Source organism: Ruminococcus albus 7 = DSM 20455 (assembly GCF_000179635.2).
GTDB classification, from domain to species: Bacteria; Bacillota; Clostridia; order Oscillospirales; family Ruminococcaceae; genus Hominimerdicola; species Hominimerdicola alba.
The window spans coordinates 3,530,306-3,551,608 of sequence record NC_014833.1 but is presented as its reverse complement, the minus strand read 5'-3'; the positions used below and the strand labels follow the sequence as shown (position 1 = coordinate 3,551,608).

At 47.7% G+C, this 21,303-nt stretch carries 18 protein-coding genes; 7 read left to right on the top strand and 11 right to left on the bottom strand.

Annotation, left to right across the window (positions count from 1 at the left end; all coding sequences use genetic code 11):
- Positions 1-22: 22 nt before the first annotated feature.
- The 3 genes from RUMAL_RS16035 to RUMAL_RS16025 are packed head-to-tail and all read right to left on the bottom strand — an operon-like array spanning position 23 to position 3,375.
- On the bottom strand, positions 23-1,975 hold the full coding sequence (locus RUMAL_RS16035; RefSeq protein WP_013499732.1) for a V-type ATP synthase subunit I: 1,953 nt from the start codon (positions 1,973-1,975) through the stop codon (positions 23-25).
- 35 nt (positions 1,976-2,010) lie between these two features.
- A complete protein-coding gene (locus RUMAL_RS16030) occupies positions 2,011-3,045 on the bottom strand; it encodes a V-type ATPase subunit (protein ID WP_013499731.1) in 1,035 nt (344 codons plus the stop codon).
- Between the two features lie 30 nt (positions 3,046-3,075).
- Positions 3,076-3,375 (bottom strand): hypothetical protein, encoded by a 300-nt coding sequence (locus RUMAL_RS16025; RefSeq protein WP_013499730.1) that lies wholly within the window; start codon positions 3,373-3,375, stop codon positions 3,076-3,078.
- A gap of 304 nt (positions 3,376-3,679) precedes the next feature.
- On the opposite strand from RUMAL_RS16025, the gene RUMAL_RS16020 reads away from it, so the two are divergent.
- The 7 genes from RUMAL_RS16020 to RUMAL_RS15990 all read left to right on the top strand — a co-directional run bounded on the left by RUMAL_RS16020 (position 3,680) and on the right by RUMAL_RS15990 (position 14,540).
- Entirely contained in the window at positions 3,680-4,126 is a 447-nt protein-coding gene (locus tag RUMAL_RS16020) for an ACT domain-containing protein (protein WP_013499729.1), read from the top strand.
- A gap of 53 nt (positions 4,127-4,179) precedes the next feature.
- Complete coding sequence (locus RUMAL_RS16015; protein ID WP_013499728.1) at positions 4,180-5,424, top strand: homoserine dehydrogenase; 1,245 nt, start codon at positions 4,180-4,182, stop codon at positions 5,422-5,424.
- 306 nt (positions 5,425-5,730) lie between these two features.
- Complete coding sequence (locus RUMAL_RS16010) at positions 5,731-6,798, top strand: efflux RND transporter periplasmic adaptor subunit (protein WP_013499727.1); 1,068 nt, start codon at positions 5,731-5,733, stop codon at positions 6,796-6,798.
- Between the two features lie 20 nt (positions 6,799-6,818).
- Positions 6,819-9,776, top strand: coding sequence for an ABC transporter permease (locus RUMAL_RS16005; protein WP_013499726.1), 2,958 nt, complete (start codon positions 6,819-6,821; stop codon positions 9,774-9,776).
- 435 nt (positions 9,777-10,211) lie between these two features.
- Positions 10,212-12,482, top strand: a complete 2,271-nt coding sequence (locus RUMAL_RS16000) for a glycoside hydrolase family 95 protein (RefSeq protein ID WP_013499725.1) — start codon at positions 10,212-10,214, stop codon at positions 12,480-12,482.
- A 21-nt stretch (positions 12,483-12,503) separates the two neighbouring features.
- The gene (locus RUMAL_RS15995; RefSeq protein WP_013499724.1) at positions 12,504-12,743 is read left to right on the top strand and encodes an exported copper oxidase; all 240 of its coding nucleotides are present in this window, start codon (positions 12,504-12,506) and stop codon (positions 12,741-12,743) included.
- Between the two features lie 57 nt (positions 12,744-12,800).
- Positions 12,801-14,540 (top strand): glycosyl hydrolase, encoded by a 1,740-nt coding sequence (locus RUMAL_RS15990; protein ID WP_013499723.1) that lies wholly within the window; start codon positions 12,801-12,803, stop codon positions 14,538-14,540.
- A gap of 291 nt (positions 14,541-14,831) precedes the next feature.
- On the opposite strand, the gene acpP is transcribed toward RUMAL_RS15990, so the two are convergent.
- From acpP to fabF, 8 genes are all read right to left on the bottom strand, one after another.
- A complete protein-coding gene (gene acpP / locus RUMAL_RS15985) occupies positions 14,832-15,065 on the bottom strand; it encodes an acyl carrier protein (RefSeq protein ID WP_013499722.1) in 234 nt (77 codons plus the stop codon).
- Between the two features lie 18 nt (positions 15,066-15,083).
- Complete coding sequence (locus RUMAL_RS15980; RefSeq protein ID WP_202946551.1) at positions 15,084-15,962, bottom strand: acetyl-CoA carboxylase carboxyltransferase subunit alpha; 879 nt, start codon at positions 15,960-15,962, stop codon at positions 15,084-15,086.
- Positions 15,949-16,842 carry an acetyl-CoA carboxylase, carboxyltransferase subunit beta gene (gene accD, locus RUMAL_RS15975; protein ID WP_013499720.1) on the bottom strand — a complete coding sequence of 298 codons (894 nt, stop codon included), beginning with the start codon at positions 16,840-16,842 and terminating at the stop codon, positions 15,949-15,951. The genes RUMAL_RS15980 and accD overlap by 14 nt, the downstream gene beginning before the upstream one ends.
- Complete coding sequence (locus tag RUMAL_RS15970) at positions 16,842-18,212, bottom strand: acetyl-CoA carboxylase biotin carboxylase subunit (protein ID WP_013499719.1); 1,371 nt, start codon at positions 18,210-18,212, stop codon at positions 16,842-16,844. The genes accD and RUMAL_RS15970 overlap by 1 nt, the downstream gene beginning before the upstream one ends.
- A gap of 19 nt (positions 18,213-18,231) precedes the next feature.
- Positions 18,232-18,663, bottom strand: a complete 432-nt coding sequence (gene fabZ / locus RUMAL_RS15965; RefSeq protein ID WP_002847779.1) for a 3-hydroxyacyl-ACP dehydratase FabZ — start codon at positions 18,661-18,663, stop codon at positions 18,232-18,234.
- A gap of 32 nt (positions 18,664-18,695) precedes the next feature.
- Entirely contained in the window at positions 18,696-19,115 is a 420-nt protein-coding gene (locus RUMAL_RS15960; RefSeq protein ID WP_154662746.1) for a hypothetical protein, read from the bottom strand.
- A gap of 454 nt (positions 19,116-19,569) precedes the next feature.
- Complete coding sequence (accB, locus tag RUMAL_RS15950) at positions 19,570-20,040, bottom strand: acetyl-CoA carboxylase biotin carboxyl carrier protein (protein WP_013499717.1); 471 nt, start codon at positions 20,038-20,040, stop codon at positions 19,570-19,572.
- A 21-nt stretch (positions 20,041-20,061) separates the two neighbouring features.
- On the bottom strand, positions 20,062-21,297 hold the full coding sequence (fabF, locus tag RUMAL_RS15945) for a beta-ketoacyl-ACP synthase II (protein ID WP_013499716.1): 1,236 nt from the start codon (positions 21,295-21,297) through the stop codon (positions 20,062-20,064).
- Positions 21,298-21,303 lie beyond the last annotated feature (6 nt).

Below are 21,303 nucleotides of genomic sequence, written 5' to 3'. Positions count from 1 at the left end.
CCAAAACCTCCAAAATTATCTGTTATATATTTACTTCGGTATCGAAGCTTACACTCATAGGTACGAACTCCTTGCCATCGCTCTCGTAGAATCTTGAGAACACTTCGTAGAATTCCAGACGGATTATCTGTATCGCTACTATCATGCCCTCCATAGCCATTACGAACAGGTTGCCTATAACCAGTGTCACAGGCTTCATGGCAAAGGAATTTGCCATATTCATCAGTGTCATTACGACCATCATCATGCCTGCGTGAGAAAGCACGAAACCGCCAACTCTCAGGAAGGACATGGTGTTTGAAACGTAACTCAGCAGGAATTCAAACATCTCGAAGAAATTCTCCACGATGAATCCGCCTATGGTCATATCCTCCTCGTCTTCTGAAAGCTTCCACTTCTTGTACTTCACAGCTATCGAGAAGGGTACGCGGCAGAATATGCATATCAGCGGTATCGCTATCAGGAATATCTTGAAAGGAAGTGACATGACTTCTATCTTCAGCATTATGGTGCATATAACACCTGTGCATACCGATGCGTAGAAGACAAGACCTGCGATGCCGTTGCATCCGAATATCGCTTTTTCGTAATTCTTTTCCTTGAATCCGATATATATGTTTATCAGCATTGATACCAGTATCAGGAATATACCTATGCCTACTGCGGTCAGCAGTATGAAAGTTGACTGCTTGAATATCTTCAGTGGCAGGAAGTCGATCCCGAAGCTTTCGTATATCGGGTCGAGAAGTTCTTCAAATCCGAATACCGAGCCGTACAGCGTACCGAATATCATACTTGAAAGACCGCATCTTGCAACGATGCCGCCCGCCTGCTTGCTCTTTCTGCCAAGTATCAGTCCGCCGAGAAACAGCAGTAGACCTTGTCCCAGGTCACCGAACATTATACCGAACAGCAGTGTATAGGTTATCGCCACGAAGGCTGTGGGGTTGAATCCGTTATACTTTGGCAGACCGTACATCTCCACCAGCATGGCGAATGGTCTTGTGAACCAGCTGTTTTTCAGCACCGTCGGGGGAGTTACGTATGCGTCCGCATCGGGCGGCAGAAGTACTACCTCGACCTCATCCATATCCCCGAACTTCTCAGAGAACTTATCAGCCTGCTTTTTTGGTACAAAGCCCTTTATATAGAACTTCTCCTTTACCGCACCGACTTTTCTTCTCAGCTCGAAGATGTCATACCGCTTTTTAAGTGCTGTGTATGCTTCCAGTATAGTAGCATCATGCTTTTTCGCAAGGGCTGCCAGTTCCTTGTCGAGAGCCTCTGTTTTGGCTTTCTTTTCCTTTATCTGGCTGTCCAGCTTTTTAAGAGCCTCATCGGTGTTGCCCGTCACGTAGTCGGGCAGACGTATCCTTTCAAAGAACATGGAGCGGAATATACTGTCCACCAGTTCCTTGTCGCTCTCTGCACAGAAATACATTCCCCAGCAGAAATCCTTTGTCGTTTCAAAGGGGACAAAGAAGAAAGTCTGGTCATAGTACTGCAGCTTTGCCAAATTATCCGCAGGCATACGTCCTATGCGGCAGGCAGTGTGCTTACAGGCGAATATCTTGCTGAAATCGCTGTTCATGCCCCGCAGGTGATCTACCTGCAGCACTGCAGCCTCCAGATCGGATACCTCTTTTGCGAGAGCCTGTCTTTCGCTGTTCTTTTCGTTTATCTCGCTGTCGATATTTTCGGAAAGCTCATTGAACTGTTCCGCTGTCCACCCGTTGAATCTCGTCCCCTGAGTTTCTTTAAGCTCAATGCCCATCTCTGTGGCAAGGGATGCAAATTCTTTGAGCGGCACTCCGAAGGGGTTCTTCTCATTCAGCAGCTTTACCGTGGAATTTGCTTCGTTCCTGAAAGCAGGCTCGATATGGAAGCACCCGCTGTCGCAGCAGCGTATAAGGGTCTCATCCAGATCCTCAAATCTGCCTATGATATTGACAAGCGCCATTTTTTCAATTGCCATATTAAGGTGTTCGCACTCCTTTCATCGTGAAGATATCAAAGCGTTATCAGCTGCGATTCAATGGTAGCAGCCTCAACGCCGTACCTGATGCCCTCTATGATATGCACCAGGTTGGAAGCTTCAATGTCGCAAAGGATTATGAAAGCATACAGCGCAACGGGTGCATGGGTGCTGCCCGTAAGGTAATGCCTCAGCCTTCGTATCTTCACGCTGTTTATCTCTACCTCGATATTGTCGGTATCGGGTGAATTTTTTCCGTAGATGGTATGATTTACCATATCCATCATGGTCTCGGGATCGGCTGCATCATACAGCCTTTCCATATTCTTTTTGCCTATGCCGTAAAAATTCAGCGACCTTCGCTTTATCTCCTCGGGGGAATACCCGAAGTAGGATTTCATACGGTAGGCATTTATGATATTGCGGCAGTCTATCTCACGCAGTATCATAGTTTTCAGCTCTTCTGAAACTACTCCCGCGAACTCCTTGTCCGCCTGTTCAAGAAGCTCCGCATAATAATCAGACCTCAGCCTCAGCTCACACTCGGTATAATCGGCTTTGCCGTCATCACGCACAGGTATTTTCTTCAATACCCTGGCATAACGTGTGCCCTTCAGCCCTGCGACAAGATCATCGTAGGTCTGCGAAAGACTGAGTTCCATAACGGGTATCGTAAGATGCTTTATAAGATATCCCGGCAGATCCGGCAGGAAAGTCCTGTCCAGCGATGAGTTTATCCGGTTGATTATCGAAAGTATGCAGTCTATCTCACTGCGCCTTATAAGAAACCCGAAGAAGGGTTCTTTGTCAAGCCCTTGGAATTTGCACAGCCTTATATATGTGCGGAAGTTCTCTCTGTATATCAGTTCTTCCAGAAATCCGCGGTGTACTGTGTTGGGGTCTACCTCCGCAAAGGCTTCCCTGAACCTCACTGACCGCGATAAGTATTCCGCCGCCTCGGGGACAGTTCTCAGTGCCGCCAGTTCACGGTAATCATCTATCGTGAAAAGCTGGGCATATTTAGCCCTTATCTTGGCTGTGGTGGCATTTGAGCTGTAGTTTTCCAACATATCGGGCACCCCCTTTCAGCCGCATGGGTATTAGCCCGTTATCGCAGCGATTATCTCCGTTTCCCATTCTTCGTGACACCTCTCGTAAGCCTCTACAAGGGCATCGAGCTGTTCTTTTTCGCTTTCTTTCAGAACCTTTGCCGTTTCCTCACTGGTATCCTCACCAAAAAGGAAGTCACGGTACAGACCGGCTTCGGATTCAGCGTTATCATGTATCCTCTTGACAGCTTTCTCGCAGTCAGCCAGCATACGGCTGCGTTCCTGCTTGGCCTGTTCAAGCTTTTCTTCGGCAAGTCTGTCGGTTTCCAGTATCTCACTGATTATATCCAAACTGCTCACTCCTTTCGGCAGTTACTCACAACAAAATGTAATTTTATTTTACATCTTTTTAGGATAAAATTCAAGACGGTGCTATTTTTTTCCGCAAAATTAACAATAGTAAGGTAACCCTGTTAACAATTTCGTTGATAATAACTATACCTGCCGCGTATAGAGCCCTTCCGGCGCACTTATCGAGCCTGTCTGTGTATTGAGGGCGTGGTATGTTCAAAAAAAGTTCTCTTGACAAATCAGTGAAAACGTGATATAGTTGTATGTGTTGCGAATACACTTGTTTGTCGGAGGTGAACTTTTCGTGGCTGATAACGACTCCGGTCTGGTGATAGTCAGTGCGGATGTACTGCCTGATATCGTGCTGAAGGTGCTTGCTGCCAAGCGTATGCGGGCGAGGGGCGAGGTATCTACCTCTACCGAAGCTTGCAGAGCGGTCGGTATATCCAGGAGTGCTTACTATAAATATAAGGACTCCGTTTTTAATTATGAGGAACGTCTTACGAATAATATCGTTTCCGTTTACTGCACCCTGCGTGATGAAAAGGGCGTACTGTCCTCAATAATATCAAAGCTTTATGAGCTGGGGACAAATATACTGACAATAAACCAGAACATCCCCGTGGATTCAGTGGCTACGGTAACGTTCTCCGTCAGGTTCGACAGAGATACACTCAACACCCAGAAACTCACTGAGGAGCTTTCAAAGGTGTCGGGCGTGGTTGAAGCGAAGATAATCTCGGGCGAGTGATTTCGGTCTGCGCAGGCAGAAAAAATATTAATTGGGAAGAGGATAATTAAATTATGAGTAAAAATGTTGCTGTCATCGGATACGGTGTAGTCGGCTCGGGTACAGTAGAGCTGTTTATGAAGAACAGGGAATCTATAAGCAATAAGATAGGCAGAGATTGTGATATCAAGTACATCCTTGATCTCAGGGATTTTCCTGAGTCACCTTTTGCTGACAGGATTATACACGATTTTGATACTATACTCAACGATGATGAGATAGAGGTAGTTGCCGAGGTAGTAGGCGGTACAACATTCGCTTATGAATACACCAAGAAGCTGCTTGCCAAGGGCAAGAGCGTTGTCACATCCAACAAGGCGCTTGTTGCGGCTTACGGTGCTGAGCTTTTGCAGCTTGCACAGGATAACGGCTGTTCCTATCTGTTTGAAGCCAGCGTTGGCGGCGGTATACCGATAATCAGACCTCTGTACAAGTGTCTTGCAGGTAACGAGATACAGCAGATCTCGGGTATACTCAACGGTACTACCAACTTTATACTCACTAAGATGATAAAGGATCAGATGAGCTTTGAGGATGCACTGAAGCTGGCTCAGCAGCTGGGCTATGCCGAGGCTGATCCTACTGCCGATGTTGAGGGCGAGGATGCGTGCCGCAAGATCTGTATCCTCGGTTCACTGGTATACGGCAAGCATATATATCCCGAAATGGTACATAAGTCAGGTATCACACGCATCACTCTTGATGATGTTGAGTACGCTGACAATGCAGGCTACGTGATCAAGCTGATAGCATCTGTAAAGAGACTTGAGGACGGCAGCCTCAGCGCTATCGTATGCCCCAGACTTGTTCCCAAGAGCAATATGCTGGCAAGTGTTGATGATGTATACAACGCAGTAAGCGTTACAGGTGACGGTGTGGGCGATGTACTGTTTTACGGTCAGGGCGCAGGCAAGCTGCCTACCGCTTCTGCTGTTGTCGGTGATATCATCGACTGCCTCAGACATAACGGCAGATCACTGGGCATCCACTGGAATGAATCCAAGAAGGACGAAAAGTTCGTTGTACGCTACAAGGATACAAACTGCTCCATGTACGTTCGCCTCAAGGGCAAGGATGTACAGACTCTCAAGCCTTCTATCTCCGAGATGTTCGGCAAGCTGATGTATATCGAGCGTGCTAACCGTCCCGATGATGAGCTGGCTTTCATCACACCCAATATGGTAGAGAGCGACATAGATGCTAATCTTACTATACTTTCTCACTCTGCTGAGATCGCAAGCAAGATCAGAATGTTCTGATAATAAAATAATATGTTCCTGCCCCTGCTGATGCGGGGGCAGTTTTTTGTGACTGAACCAGAACAAATGTTCCACGTGGAACATTTAAGGATACGTATCAGTATATCATATAATTATATAATTCTGTTATCGTTTACATTGTGTGATAGCTGTATTATCGGTAAATAATATGAATATTAAGAATATGGTTGTGCATTGTGCTGAAAAAATAAGTTTAATTTTGTCCTGTTGCATATAGCCAAAGCAAGCAGAAAATGGTATAATGAGGTAGTATGTATATAAAAGACAGTTTTTTCGGAGGGACAAATGATGAAAGGTCTTGCAGATATAAAAAAGTTCATCTGCCGCACATTACCGACAATGGTATGCGCCGCGGCAGTTATGATGACATCGGGCTGCTACCTGCTGCCTGATGAGGAGGAAGCTGCTGTACCGCCTGCGGTAAAAGCAAGCGAGGTCAGCTATACCACCGTAACAGCGAAACGCAAGGATATAGAGAAAAAGCTGGTCAGCACAGGTACTGTTACCGCGGAAAGACAGTATGACCTCAGCTATGAAAAGCAGAGCGGAGTCATACTTGATTTCAATGTGCGTGCAGGCGATAAGGTGAAAAAAGGCGATGCCATCTGTGAGATAGATACGTCTGATCTTGACGATCAGATAGCCGAAAAGGAGCTTTATCTGCAAAAGGCAAAGCTGAACGTGGATATGATATGGGAAAGCGGCGGTACTCAGGCTCAGATAGATTCAGCTTACGTTGACGTACAGCTGATAGAGCGTGAGCTGAACAAGCTCCGTGAGAGAAAAGATGGCTCGGTACTGCGTTCTCCCATTGACGGAGTAGTGTCACAGCTTGCAGATGTCCGTGAAGGCGATAATGTAAGCTCGGGACAGACAGTTGCTACAGTGATAGATACGACCGCGCTGTATATAGCTGTAAAGCCTGATGATATGTCAAAGTTCAGCGTTGATACAAAGGTGCAGATACGCATAAACGAGAACTACTATGACGGCGTGGTATTCATGGATCCTGCGGCGCTGGCAGTTTATCAGGAGGAAGTAAAAGCATCCCACGACAAGGAGGATAAAACAGGCATCGCCTATGAGGCTGATACCATCTATGTCCGTTTTGAGGGGGATATACCCGCAGATGCACTGGGTCAGCTGGCAGATGTGATACTCGTGCTGGATAAAGCAGAGAATGTTATAGTCATATCAAATAATCTTATCAAAAAGGTGGACGGCGAAAAAGTCGTATACGTGCTGAAAAACGGTGAAAAGACAGCTGTTCCCATAGAAACAGGTCTGACCACAGGTTCGCAGTCCGAGATAGTATCGGGCATAAACGAGGGCGACGAGCTCGTTCTGAAATAAAAAGCAAGGAGCTGCACTCAATGTTTACACTTCTGCTTCGCAAGATGCGAAATACCAAATGGATGGTGTTCTGCCTGCTGACAGGTTTTATCATGGCATCGGCTATGATGAGCACCATACCTATATATATGAATGCCTCGCTGCAGCGTATGCTGGTAAAGGATATGGAGGCTTTTCAGGAAGAATACATGATATACCCCGGGTCTTACAATACCTCGCACAGCTTTAAAAGCAAGCTGAGTACCGATGAGCAGGTACGGACTATGGAGGAATATACCGCGCTGGCTGAGAAGCAGTTCGGGGAGCTTGACCTGCCTGTGGCAGGCAGCAAAAAGGTGGTGCTGGATAACGACCTGTACTGCAAGTCTATATCCGTAGAGGCAGGAGAGACCCCTGCAAGGCTGACCCTTGGGGGTATGTCGGATATATGTGAGCACTCCGCTGCTTCATCGGGCAGAATGATGACAAAGGGTGTGCGTGATGACGGTGTATTCGAGTGCATGGCTACTGAAAAGTCCCTGAAGACCAACGGACTTGCGCTTGATACCGTTTATGAGATAGCGAATCTGTTTGACAATGAAAAGTCGGTAAAGATAGAGATAGTAGGTCTTATCGACGTTGCCGATGAGAATGACCCTTTCTGGGCTGAGGGTATAGACGAAGCTTATACTGCTGCAGTATTTACTGACTATGATACCATGATGAACGAGATGCTGCCTACAAAAGCAGTCAACATATCTAAGGCGAGTTATAATTTCTTCATCGACTATACCAAACTGGATATCCCTGAGCTGAAAGCTATCAACAGCAGCTACAACTCACAGAAAGAGGTATTCAAGAAAAACGATACCGGATTTATCATACCTGCAAAGGATATACTTACCGATTATGCAAAGCGTTCCTCACAGCTGACACTGCTGCTGTGGCTGCTGCAGATACCTGTTATACTGATGATAATATTCTACCTGTTCATGGTATCAAAGCTGAATATAGAGCAGGAAAAGAACGAGATAGCGGTATTCAAGAGCCGTGGTGCAGGCAACAGACAGATACTGGGTATATACGCGCTGGAATCTCTGGTGCTGGGCATACTGACCGCCATAGCAGGACCTTTTGCAGGGCTTGGGCTTTGCAGGATACTTGGTGCATCAAACGGCTTCCTTGAATTTGTTAACCGACGTGCCATGCCTGTAAGGCTGACAGCAGAGGCATTCTTATATGCGGCTGCGGCGGTGCTGGTGTTCTTTATAACTACTCTGGTGCCTATAGTGCCTGCTTTACGCACTACCATAGTTGAGCACAAGCAGTCAAAGGCGAAAAAGAAAAAGCTGGCTCTATGGGAAAAGGTGGGGCTGGATGTAATACTTGCAGGCGGCTCATTTGCGTGGCTGTACTACTACAAGCGAACGCAGGCGAAACTGCTTGACCTTGGTATAACCGATACGACAGCCACAGTTAATCCCATGATGTTCGTTGCATCAACGGCATTCATACTCGGTCTGGGACTTTTCCTGATAAGGATATATCCTATGCTCATCAGGCTGATAAGCAGTGCAGGAAAGCGCTTCTGGTCGCCTGCGCAGTATGTGTCGCTGAACAACATAGGCAGGTCGGCAACGGGCAGAGAGAGGTTCCTCATGCTGTTCCTTGTGCTGACAGTTTCCCTGGGCGTGTTCTTTGCGAACACAGCGAGGGCACTCAACCGCAACGCTGAGGAAACCGTGGAGTATGCGAACGGTGCGGATATAGTACTGGCAGAGGAATGGTATTCAAGCAAGACCGAGGCTGCACAGAAGCGATCCGGACCTTCAGCGAATATGGGCGGAGGTATGCAGCAGGCGGCTGAGGAGGACACAGACACCGCGACGGTAGTGACCTATACTGAACCTGTGTTTGAAAGATTTGAAAAGCTGGAAGGAGTACAGCACGCTGCAAAGGTATTCAGACGTGACGGTGTGACTGTAAAAAGCAGCAAGATGACGGTGGTAAAGCGTTCGGCTGAAAAAAAGACCGAGAAGAAAAGGGAGGACTTCCTCAATCAGGATATGAACGCAGGTTCCTCGAATACTGACAGGAACGTACAGCTTATGGCGGTACAGCCTGCAGGCTTTTCAGAGGTCATAAACTTTGAGCAAAGACTTCTGCCGACACATATAAACAACTATCTTGAAGCGCTGGCGGAGTATGCGCCCGGTGTGATACTTTCCTCAGCGTTCAAGGACTACGGACTTGAACTGGGCGATACGGTGGAATGCGAATGGGGTGCCAACGAACCCTTCGATGCCACGGTGCTGGCATTTGTTGACTACTGGCCGGGTCTTGATCCTTATGCGGAGGCAGGCGACGGCAGCTATATGGACTTTGCTGTGATGAACTTTGACTATGTTAACGTACAGACCAACATGGAGCCGTATCAGGTATGGATAGATCTTGCGGATGATGCTTCGGTGCAGGGATTTTACGATTCTGTTGAGAAAGCGAAAATAGAGGTCACAGGCATGACATCTGCAAAGCAGGAGATCATCGCAAAGAAGAACGATCCCATGCTGCAGGGCATGAACGGTGCGCTGACACTTGGATTCATTACCATAATGATAATGTGTATCATCGGTTTCCTGATCTACTGGATACTTTCAATAAAGAGCAGGACTCTGCAGTTCGGCATACTGCGTGCCATGGGCATGAAGTACCGCGAGATAATCTCAATGATAGTATACGAGCAGATACTTGTATCAGGTGTGGCGATATTTGCAGCCATATTCATAGGCGGCATAACCAGCGAACTTTTCGTGCCGCTTTTCCAGAGCGTTCTCGATGTAAGCAGTCGTGTGCCCGAGTTTGCGGTGATACCTGTTCGTGAGGACTATCTCAGGCTGTATACCGTAATAGCGGTGATGCTGCTTGCAGGATTTCTGGTTCTGGGCAGGCTTATCGGCAGGATAAATATATCCAAGGCGCTCAAACTGGGTGAAGACTGATCATATCATAAGGATAGTTCAAAGGGCTGATGTTGGTGCATCAGCCCTTTAATACGCAACGTACACAGCTGACAAGTGTATGCTTCCCGGTGCCCTCTGTTAGCTGAAAAGAAAAAAGCATCCCTCGTGCGGGTACACAGTACGCAACGTACACAGCAAAGGGCGCTCCTTTGGTGACACGGTATCGGACGAATGCGGCTATATGCGTTCGCATCCCTCGTGCGGGTACACAGTACGCAACATACATAGCAAAGGGCGCTCCTTTAGTGACACGGTATCGGACGAATGCGGTGATATGCGTTCGCATCCCTCGCATGGGTCTGCAACACGCTGCATACGGTATATATGCCTGTGATACGTCGGGTCTTTACTTTTTGGGGAGTATATGTTATAATATTTATATATATGTCTTCGCGACAGAACGGCGGTGTGCTTATGGAAAACAAAAGGATATGGTTCAGAAGACCTGCGGAGGACTGGAACGTTGCGCTGCCTGTTGGCAACGGCAGGATAGGCGGTATGTGTTTCGGTCAGGCCCTCAATGAAAAAATACAGCTGAACGAAGATTCCGTATGGTCGGGAGGTCCGCGTAAGCGCAACAATGCTTCTGCCAGAGCTAACCTTGAAAAGGTAAGGCAGCTTCTGCGTGAGGAAAAAATAGCTGAGGCAGAAAAGATCGTAATGGAAGCCTTCTGCGGCACACCCGTTAATGAGAGGCATTATATGCCTTTGGGTGATCTTTCGATACAGCATCACAAGGAAGATACCTTTGAGTACACCGAGCGTTCTCTTGACCTTGAAAACGCTGTCTGTGAAACAAGGTATTCCATAAACGGAGTAAACTATACAAGGCGCGTGATATGTTCGGAACCTGCACAGGTAATGGCGGTATGTATTGATGCTGACAAGCCTGCATCCGTATCTGTCAAGGTGAGCATAGACGGGCGCGATGATTACTTTGATGACAACAGCCCTGTGAACGACACGGATATACTATACTACGGCGGCTGCGGCTCTGAGGATGGTATATGCTTTGCGGCATATATAAGGGTACTCGGCTATGGCGGCACTGTCGGCAGGTGGGGCAGCAGCATAGTCACAGACTGCTGCGACCGTGTAATGATAATACTCGGTGCACAGACTGATTTCCGTGTTACCGATTATAAAAAGGGTGCTGAACTTGATGTTATAACTGCTGCCGGAAAGACTTTTGAGGAATTGCTGGCAGAACATACAGAGGACTACCGCAGTTATTTTGACAGGGCGGAGATAGTCTTTGAAGACGGCGGCAGCTACAGTCTGCCTACCGATGAGCGATTGAAGCTGGTGAAAGATGGCGGTGTCGATAACGGGCTTGTTAGCCTGTATTTCGATTTCGGAAGATACCTGATGATAGCAGGCAGCAGGGAGGGTACTCTGCCCCTGAATCTTCAGGGTATATGGAACAAGGATATGTGGCCTGCATGGGGCTGCAGGTTCACGGTGAATATCAATACCGAGATGAACTACTGGTGTGCCGAGCCATGCGGACTTGGCGACCTGCATATCCCGCTTTTCGATCATATCGAACGTATGCGGCCGCATGGCAGGGATACCGCCCGCGAGATGTACGGTTGCAGCGGCTTTGTCTGCCACCACAACACGGATATATGGGGTGATACTGCACCGCAGGATCTGTGGATACCGGGTACCCAGTGGGTGACAGGTGCGGCATGGCTTTGCACTCATATATGGGAGCACTGGCTGTTTACTCAGGACAAGGAATTCCTTGCACAGAAATATGATACCATGAAAGAAGCCGCAAAATTCTTCGTGGATTTCCTTATAGATGACGGCAGCGGCAGACTTGTCACCGCCCCATCGGTATCACCTGAGAATACCTATATCACCGAAAGCGGAGCCAGGGGCTCGGTATGCATAGGTCCTTCCATGGACAGTCAGATAATATATCAGCTGTTCACAGCGGTGATAGAGGCAGGTAAGATACTTGGTATCGACAAGTCTTTTGGTGAGAAACTCAGTGCTATGCGAGAAAGGCTTCCGAAGCCTGAGATAGGCAAGTACGGTCAGATAAAGGAATGGGCTGTGGACTACGATGAGGCTGAGCCGGGGCACAGGCACATCAGCCAGCTTTATGCCCTTTATCCTGCGGATATGATATCCATAAGGCATACCCCCGAGCTTGCAAAGGCGGCAAGGGCGACTATCGACCGAAGGCTTGCCCATGGCGGAGGACATACAGGCTGGTCAAGGGCGTGGATAATAAATCACTGGGCACGTTTGCACGACGGTGAAAAGGTCAAGGAGAACATCGCGGCGCTGTTTGCGAATTCAACTTCTGACAATCTGTTCGATATGCACCCGCCTTTCCAGATAGACGGTAATTTCGGCGCGGCAGCAGGTATTGCGGAAGCTCTGCTTCAAAGTCAGAACGGCGAGATACAGCTTCTGCCGGCGGTAAGCCCTGACTGGAAGAACGGCAGTTTCAGGGGACTTCGTGCAAGAGGCGGATATGAGATAGATTGTAAGTGGGCTGACAGCAGGCCTGTGAAGTGCGTGATAAAGTCCCCGAAAGGCGGAAGATGCAGGCTTGTGATACCTTCAGGGTGTGAGATAAAGAGTTCAACGGTAGGGTATGAAGTCATCGGTGACTGCATTGAATTTGATACAGGCGCAGTCGGCTTTGCAGAGATAGCTTTCGCATAAATACACCGTGGAGATGACATTATGGAAGAAAAACTGAGGAAGCGATACGGTATCAGTATGCTGGTGACCAATCTGATATCACTGATAATGCTGATGTGCAGCCGGTATTCGGTAGATATTCCTGACACTGTTAGAGCGGTGCTGATAACAGCAGGTGTTTTCGGGGCAGTGATTATGATATATACGTATGTTAAGATGTTGAAGTTTAGAAAAGATCAGAAAGACTTGCGCGATGATACTTCGCAGACAGGTCGTGTGTAAAATCCGGTGGACGGCATCGCAGTGCGTTCACAGCAAGAGAGGAAAGAAAACAGTAAAATGAAGATGAGGTTATTGGCTGCTGTTACAGCGGCGGTGCTTGCAGCTATGTGCTTTGGATCCTGCGGCAAGGAGATACATGATAATAAGGATATTTCCGCGAAACAGGAGCTGCTGACGGCAGATGAGGACACAACTGAAGAAGAAACTACCGAGGATGAGATTGTTACACCTGTGCCCGAGGAGGAAGTGCAGGAGGAGGTCAAAAGCTTCAAGGAAGTAAAGGTCAAGGCGGCTGAACTTAAATACAAGAAGTTCGATAAGACCTATCAGGCTGAAAAAGGCAAGCTTGGCGGTACTGCTGCGGAAGCCTCAAAGCGCAAAGGATATGAGGGCAGCGGCTATGTTTCGGGCATATCTCAGGAAAGCGACTGGGAGCTGGAGTTTGAAGTTCCTGCCAGCCAGTTCTATAATATAGTGCTGACAGTGGGTTCGGATGAAGCGGCAGCAGGAGGATTCAGCCTTAACGGCAGCAAGTACAGCGAGTTCACTGTTATAAACGAGGACAACGAGGGCCGTTTCGAGAATATATCCTTTAATAATGTGAAGCTGAAAAAGGGTAAGAACAAGATAGCTTTCATACCTGATACGGGTATAGTGGATATAGACATGGTAAAGGTAACAGCCAGCGATGAGATAAGCAAGTTAAGGCTCAAAGCCACGGGTGCTGTGCTTTCTGACAAGAATGCCGAGTACAATGCCAAGGCGCTGTACAGGCTGCTGTGCAATAACTACGGCATAAGGGTGCTGCTGGCACAGAACGATACAGCAGGCACGAATTACGAAAGCGAACTGATACATACCGTTACGGGCAAATATCCTGCCATACGTCTTGGCGATATGATCTACGCTACGGGTAAGGAACACGCTGACCAGTGCGCTGCTGAAACGGCAGAAGCGCTTACATGGCACAAGGACGGCGGTATCGTAGGGTATATGTGGAGCTGGACTTCACCGGGCAAGCCTGATGACGGCGAGAGCATATATGCCGAGAATGCGGATATTGATATCACAAAGGCGGTCACGGGGGAGGATATAGCACTCCTTGACCCTGACACACTTGCAGCGATGGCTAAGGACGGTACGATATCAAAGGAATGTCTGAAGCTCATAGGCGATATAGACAAGGTATCAGCACAGCTGATAAAGCTTCGTGATGAAGGTGTGCCTGTTCTGTGGCGGCCGCTGCAGGAGGCTTCAAACGGTCTTTACTGGTGGGGCAGGGATGCAGATTCCTATATATGGCTTTGGCAGACAATGTATGACCGTATGACGAGCTATCACGGACTGCACAATCTGGTATGGGTATGGTCGGCACAGAACATTAACTGGTTCGTGGGTGCAGAATACTGTGACGTGCTCTCAGCGGACGTTTACGGCGGCGGAAAGAGCGGTCAGGTGAATGCACTGCTTTATCTTGACAGTATCGCAGGCGGTAAGCCCATAGCCATGAGCGAGTGCGACAGTATGCCGCTTATACAGAATATAGCCGATGAACGTGCTATGTGGTCATACATAGGTCAGTGGGGCGGCAGCTGTATAGTCGGTGAGGACGGTGGACTTTCGGAAAAATTCAACAGCGAGAAAGATCTTATAACCATGTATAATAATGAATTGACCATCACTCGCGATAAACTTCCAGACCTTATGACTATGGCAACAGAGATAAAGAAGGAAGAGGAAAAAGCTTCCAAGGAAAATACCAAGAAGGCTAAGGCAAAAGATAAGTCCGAGGACTAACGCAACGGCAACCCGGTGGAAAATGCCAAAGAGGCAAAGCGCGTGGTCAAGCCTCGCGCTGGCAGTCTTGCGGAAGTTTTAGGGACCAAGGCACAAAGCCAAAATGCACAGCAAACTAATGACTAAACCAAATATACGACTATCCCAACAATTTTATCATACAAATACAACACCCCGAAGCGATCATCAAATCACTTCGGGGCTTAGTTTTTATAGCGTGCCTATTTATCACGATGAAACTCAGACAAAACAAAAAAGCCCGCATATGCGGACTTTTAGTATTCTCAGAGATTATTCCTCTGTCTTAGCTTCGATGAACTTTACGATGTCGCCAACAGTTTTGATGTTCTCAACCTCTTCATCGGGAATTTCAAGATCAAAGCTCTCTTCGATGTTCATGACCAGGTCAACAACGTCCAGAGAGTCAGCACCCAGATCTTCAGTGATGGAAGCATCTGTAGTTACCTTATCCTCGTCAACGTCGAGCTGTTCAACAATGATCTCACGAATCTTGTCAAATACCATATTACTTTCCCTCCATTTCTATACATTGCTGGTATTTTCAGTGCAGCTTTCACAGCACTTGTTATCAGAATGCGGTGACTCTTCAAAGTCGCCCACAACTCTAAACTTATTATAACGACTATTTATCATTTCGTCAAGCCCTTTTTGAAATTTTCTTTGTAAATTTTGCAGACTTTCCGAAATAAATGCTGAAATATTTTCAGCGGTCAGTGTCGGGTCGTTGTGTGCACCGCCGTCAGCCTCGGGGATAATGTGGTCGCAGACCTTTAATCTTACGAGGTCTTCTGCGGTTATCTTCATGATATCGCAGGCTTCGCGCTCGCGTGAAGCATCTTTCCAGAGGATGCTTGCGAATCCCTTGGGGGATATTACGGAGTACAGAGCGTTCTCAAGCATGGCAAGCTCGTCGCATACCGCCAGTGCCAGCGCACCGCCCGAACCGCCTTCACCGAGTATGATAGATATCACAGGTGTTTTAAGTGTCATGAACTCCATGATATTGCGGGCTATCGCCTCGCCCTGACCGCGTTTTTCAGCCTCGACACCGGGGTAAGCACCCGGGGTGTCAACAAGGCATATAACAGGTCTGTGGAATTTTTCAGCCTGACGTGCCAGCCTTAATGCCTTGCGGTAGCCTTCTGGGTGGGGCATACCGAAGTTGCATTCCTGGTTTTCCTCCAGGTCGCGTCCCTTGACCTCGGCTATGACCGTTACGGGAGTGCCCTCAAAGGAAGCCACGCCGCCTATTATGGCTCTGTCATCGCCGCACAGCCTGTCACCATGCATCTCAAAGAACTCGTCAAATATCATGGGTATATAATCCAGAGCGGTAGGTCTGCCCTTATGCCTTATTATATCCAGCCTGCGGCTTGCTGAAAGCTGTTCACTCATTTTCAGCGACCTCCTTTACCTCGGGACTTTTGTGGAGCTTGATGAGGTGTGCAAGCACTCTCCTCATCTTGTTGCGCTCGACTATCATATCAACAAATCCGTTTTCAAGCATGAATTCAGCCGACTGGAAATCATCGGGGAGCTTCTGCTTGATAGTGCCCTCAATGACACGTCTGCCTGCAAAGCCGATAAGCACCTTGGGCTCGGCTATGATTATATCGCCCAGGGATGCGAAGCTTGCGGTAACGCCGCCTGTTGTGGGGTCAGTCATTACTGATATATAAAGTCCGCCTGCCTCGTTGTGCCTTGCAACAGCGCCGGAGGTCTTAGCCATCTGCATAAGGGATACTATACCCTCCTGCATTCTGGCACCGCCTGAAGCTGTAAAGGCGATAACAGGGAGTTTATGGGCGGTAGCGTACTCTATGGCACGGGTTATCCTCTCGCCTACTACACTTCCCATTGAAGCCATCATATAGTTTGAATCCATAACTATTATAACGATATCCAGTCCGCGTATCTTTGCCCTGCCTGTGAGTACAGCATCGGTGAGCCCTGTCTTTTCGCGGAGCTCCTTCTGTTTGTTGTCATATCCGGGGAAGTTTATGGGGTTCTTGGATATCATTTTTCTGTCGAACTCACGGAAGCTTCCGTCATCGACGGTTATCTTCAGTCTTTCCTTAGCTGAAAGACGTGAGTGATAATTACAGTTGGGGCATACCTTGCCGTTCTGGTTGAATTCCTCGATGAAGGTAACGTTCCTGCATCGGGGGCATTTGAAAAGCAGTCCTGTGGGGATATCCGTCTTTTTCCTTGACGAGTTCTCGTCATTCTTGTCATTTCCGAGACGTTCCCTTACAACAGAGAAAAAGTCCTCAAACTGCATCAGTCTTCACCTCTCTCATCAGCTAAGATGTCAGTGCGGTTAAGAAAACCGTTATCGTAATCGCCCGCGATAAATTCGGGGCGGCGTATAAGCTTCAGCTGGAAATCAACATTGGTTGCAACACCGTCAACTATGAACTCGGCAAGTGCCCAGTTCATCTTGGCGATAGCTTCCTCTCTGTTCTTGCCATGCACTATCAGCTTGCCTATCATGGAATCATAATAGGGCGGTATCTCGTATCCGGAATATGCCGCTGTATCCACTCGCACACCGAATCCGCCGGGGATGAACATTGAGTTTATCTTACCGGGAGACGGTCTGAAATCCTTTGAGGGATCTTCGGCATTTATACGGCACTCGATAGCGTGACCTGTCAGCTTTACGTCCTCCTGCTTTATGGTGAGTCTTTCACCCGAAGCTATGAGCAGCTGCTGCTTAACAAGGTCAATGCCTGTTACAGCCTCGGTTATGGGGTGTTCTACCTGTATACGGGTATTCATTTCCATAAAATAGAAATCACCGTTCTTATCTACAAGGAATTCTATAGTACCTGCATTTCTGTAACCGCATACTCTTGCCGCGGTAACAGCTGCCTTGCCCATTCTTTCACGGAGTTCCTGAGTCATGAATGGGGCAGGGGAGGGAGCTTCTTCAAGCACCTTCTGGTTTCTTCTCTGCATAGAGCAGTCTCTCTCTCCGAGATATATAACATCACCGTAATCGTCAGCCAGTATCTGTATTTCGATATGCTTTGGATTCTCGATAAATTTCTCTATGTATACCTCATCGTTGCCGAAGCACGCAAGAGCTTCCTGCTTTGCAGCCTTCATTTGTGACTCCAGCTCGTCTTCACTGCGCACTATGCGTATGCCGCGTCCGCCGCCGCCTGCTGAAGCCTTTACAAGTACAGGATATCCCAGGTCGCGTGAAAGGGTCTTTGCGGCGTGTATATTGGATATAGCGCCGTCACTGCCCATTATTACGGGTACGCCGTTTTCCTTCATGGTCTCCTTTGCCTGAGCCTTGTCGCCCAGCATCTCAATGGATGTGGCGCGTGGACCTATGAATACTATGCCGCACTTCTCGCACATTCTGGCAAATGCGGGGTTCTCTGACAGAAATCCGAAGCCGGGGTGTATAGCCTCAGCGCCTGTTATCTCACAGGCAGATATTATCGCGCGTACATTAAGGTAGCTGTCCTTGCTCTGTGCGCCGCCTATACATATAGCCTCGTCTGCGATCATAGCGTGGAGAGCGTTCTTATCCGCAGTAGAATAGACAGCAACAGTCTTTATGCCCAGCTCACGGGCAGCGCGGATAACGCGCACCGCTATCTCGCCGCGGTTGGCTATAAGGATCTTCTTAAACATATTTATGCTCCTTCAAAGACTATTTTATCGCAAAGGTTATCTCGCATGAAACAGCCTTCTTGCCGCCAACGGTAGCCAGTGCTTTGCCCACACCGATAGGACCCTTGACCTTGATTATCTCAACCTCTATCTCCAGCGTATCGCCCGGTACTACCTGCTGACGGAACTTGCAGTCATTGATGCCGCCGAAGAATCCTATCTTGCCCTTATTCTCGGGGAGAGCAAGCAGTGCCACCGCACCTGCCTGTGCGCACATCTCAACCATAAGCACACCGGGTGTTACGGGGTACTGGGGGAAATGTCCCTTGAACCAGAAATCATCTTCCTTTATATACTTTGTAGCTTTTACCCTCTTGCCGACTTCCAGCTCATTTATCTCATCAATGAGCAGAAAAGGGTCGCGGTGAGGGATAACTTCCATTATCTGTTCTTTGTTCATAAGAACTGCCATTATCTATTCCTCCGTTTTATTAAGTGTTTATATTATGTTTTTTTGTCACCGTCGAAGAGAGAGTTCACATTGTTGACCTGTATATCCTGTTCGGCGGGATGTGGTATGTTCTCCTGCATTTTCCTGCGCTTGTCTGAATCCCAAAGCGCTTCAACTTCTTTCTGATATCTCAGCATTGCCTTATCTCTGACCTTGTCAGCGTCATAAGCTATATGAGCTTCTTCTGCGCTTTTGCCGTCAAAGATAGCATCAAGGTCAGTGAGATGCATTTTTTCTAATGTATAGTAGTCAGGCAACAGATCTTGATTCAAGTTATCGGATGTATCTTCGGCTTTGTTCTGTATCTCAGCTTCATTTTGTTCTGCGATCTTTTTACGGGTGCTGCTGTTGAAACAGGTCAGAGATATGTCGTATATAATGATCGCCGGACTGATCAGGAATAATACGTTCATCGTATTCGACATATCGTCCGATAGCAACAATTTTCCCCCTGTAAAAGGCAGAAAAATAAGGTCTATGAAAAAAAGAAAAGCAAACACAGTCATAAAAGTATTAAAAAAGACTGCCAAATTCAGCAGAAATAAGATAAATGAGATAAATGAAAATATCCGAGCTCTTTTTAAATCTTTTTTATTTCCCAAATCCACCCGCATATCATATGCCAGTTTAGTTTCTGCATTTGACACCAACTTTGCTGCCACAATCGGGGTTATTAAAGTCAGAATTATACTTGGTATAATTCTGATAATAATGAAACATGAAACCAAAGCAATAAGATTATATACCGTGCACAAGAATTTATATTTAATTGTATTTGAGTTCAATAAACTAAAAGTTTTCATTTTTTTACCCTGAAAGATCTACCAATAAAGTGGATCATTTCCTTTCAACTTAATGCAAGGAAACTTACTCCAGTATCATAACGGTCTGTCCGAACTCAACAGCATCGCCGTTCTGTACGCAGATCTCTTTTACAACACCGTCGAATTCGCTGGGCACTTCGCTCATTACCTTCATGGATTCGATGATGAATATAACATCGCCCTTCTTTACCCTGTCGCCTACCTTTACAAAAGGCTTGCTGTCGGGTGAGGGTGCGGCATAGAATGTACCTACTATCGGTGCGGTCACCTGTATGCCCGATACAGCAGGTGCAGGGATATCACTGCCTGCAGGTGCAGGTATACCACCCATAGGTGCGCCCATTGGGGGCATCACAGGTATGGGGGCAGGTGCAGGAACGCACCTCTTGCCCTTTAGAGTGATGGTCTTATCGCCGTCAGTGATCGTCAGCTCTGAAAGTTCTTTGGAATTTATTATATCAGCAAGTTTCTCAATTGTTTCAAGGTCAAACTGACCGTATATCTTTTCACTCATCAGTGGATTCTCCTCCTGTGATCAATCACATTTCTTAATACAAATAGTAGCATTGTGTCCGCCGAAGCCCAGCGAGTTTGAAAGGGCTGCTTTCACAGTCATCTCGCGGTTGCCCTCGGTAACATAATCGAGGTCGCACTCGGGGTCGGGGGTGGTATAACCTACTGTTCTGTGAACGAAGTCGTTCTTTACAGACAGTGCGGTGATGATAGCTTCAACGCCGCCTGCAGCACCCAGCAGGTGTCCTATCATGGACTTTGTGGAATTAATAACAGTCTTTCTTGCAGCTTCTTCACCGAGAGCCAGCTTAACAGCCTTGGTCTCGTACTTGTCGTTAAGACCTGTGGAAGTACCGTGAGCGTTGATATATGTAACGTCCTCGGGTGCAAGTCCTGCCTCGGTATAAGCCATCTTCATAGCGTGTGCTGCAGCATCGCCTTCGGGGGAGGGGCTTGTCATGTGGAAAGCATCTCCGGATGCGCCGTAGCCTGCTATCTCAGCGATGATATTGGCGCCTCTTGCCTTAGCGTGCTCATACTCTTCCAGCACCAGCATACCTGCGCCCTCACCGAGAACGAAGCCCTGTCTGTGGGCATCAAAAGGAGTTGAAGCCTTATCAAGCTCGGTAGCCTGAGAAAGTGCCTTCATGTTGTTGAAGCCGCTCAGTGAGAATCTGGAGATACAAGCCTCTGAACCGCCGCATATGCAGGCATCCAGATAGCCGTCCTTTATCTTTCTGAAAGCTTCACCGATAGCGTGTGTAGCAGATGCACAGGCTGTTGTGGTACAGTAGTTGTCGCCCTTGAAGCCTGTCTTCATAGCAACAGTACCTGCTGCCATATTGCCTATCATCATGGGGATAAAGAATACCGATACCTTGTCGGGCTTCTCGTTGAACTTTGTTACCTCAGCCTCTGTGAGGTTAAGTCCGCCGATACCTACACCGATTATAACACCTACACGGTAAGGGTCGATATCCTTCAGGTCGCTGCCTGCATTCTCAAGCGCCTGCTTGGCAGAATACAGTGCGAACTGTGTGAATCTGTCCATTCTGCGGGCTTCCTTCTTGTCGATATAAGCCGAAGGGTCAAAATCCTTTACAGCGCCTACTATCTTGACGGGAAAATCGCTGGCATCGAACTGGTCTACATAGCTGAGACCTATCTTATTAGCCTTTATATTCTCCCAGAACTCATCTACATTCTTGCCGAGAGGGTTAACAGTACCCATACCCGTTATAACTACTCTTCTGCTCAATTCAAA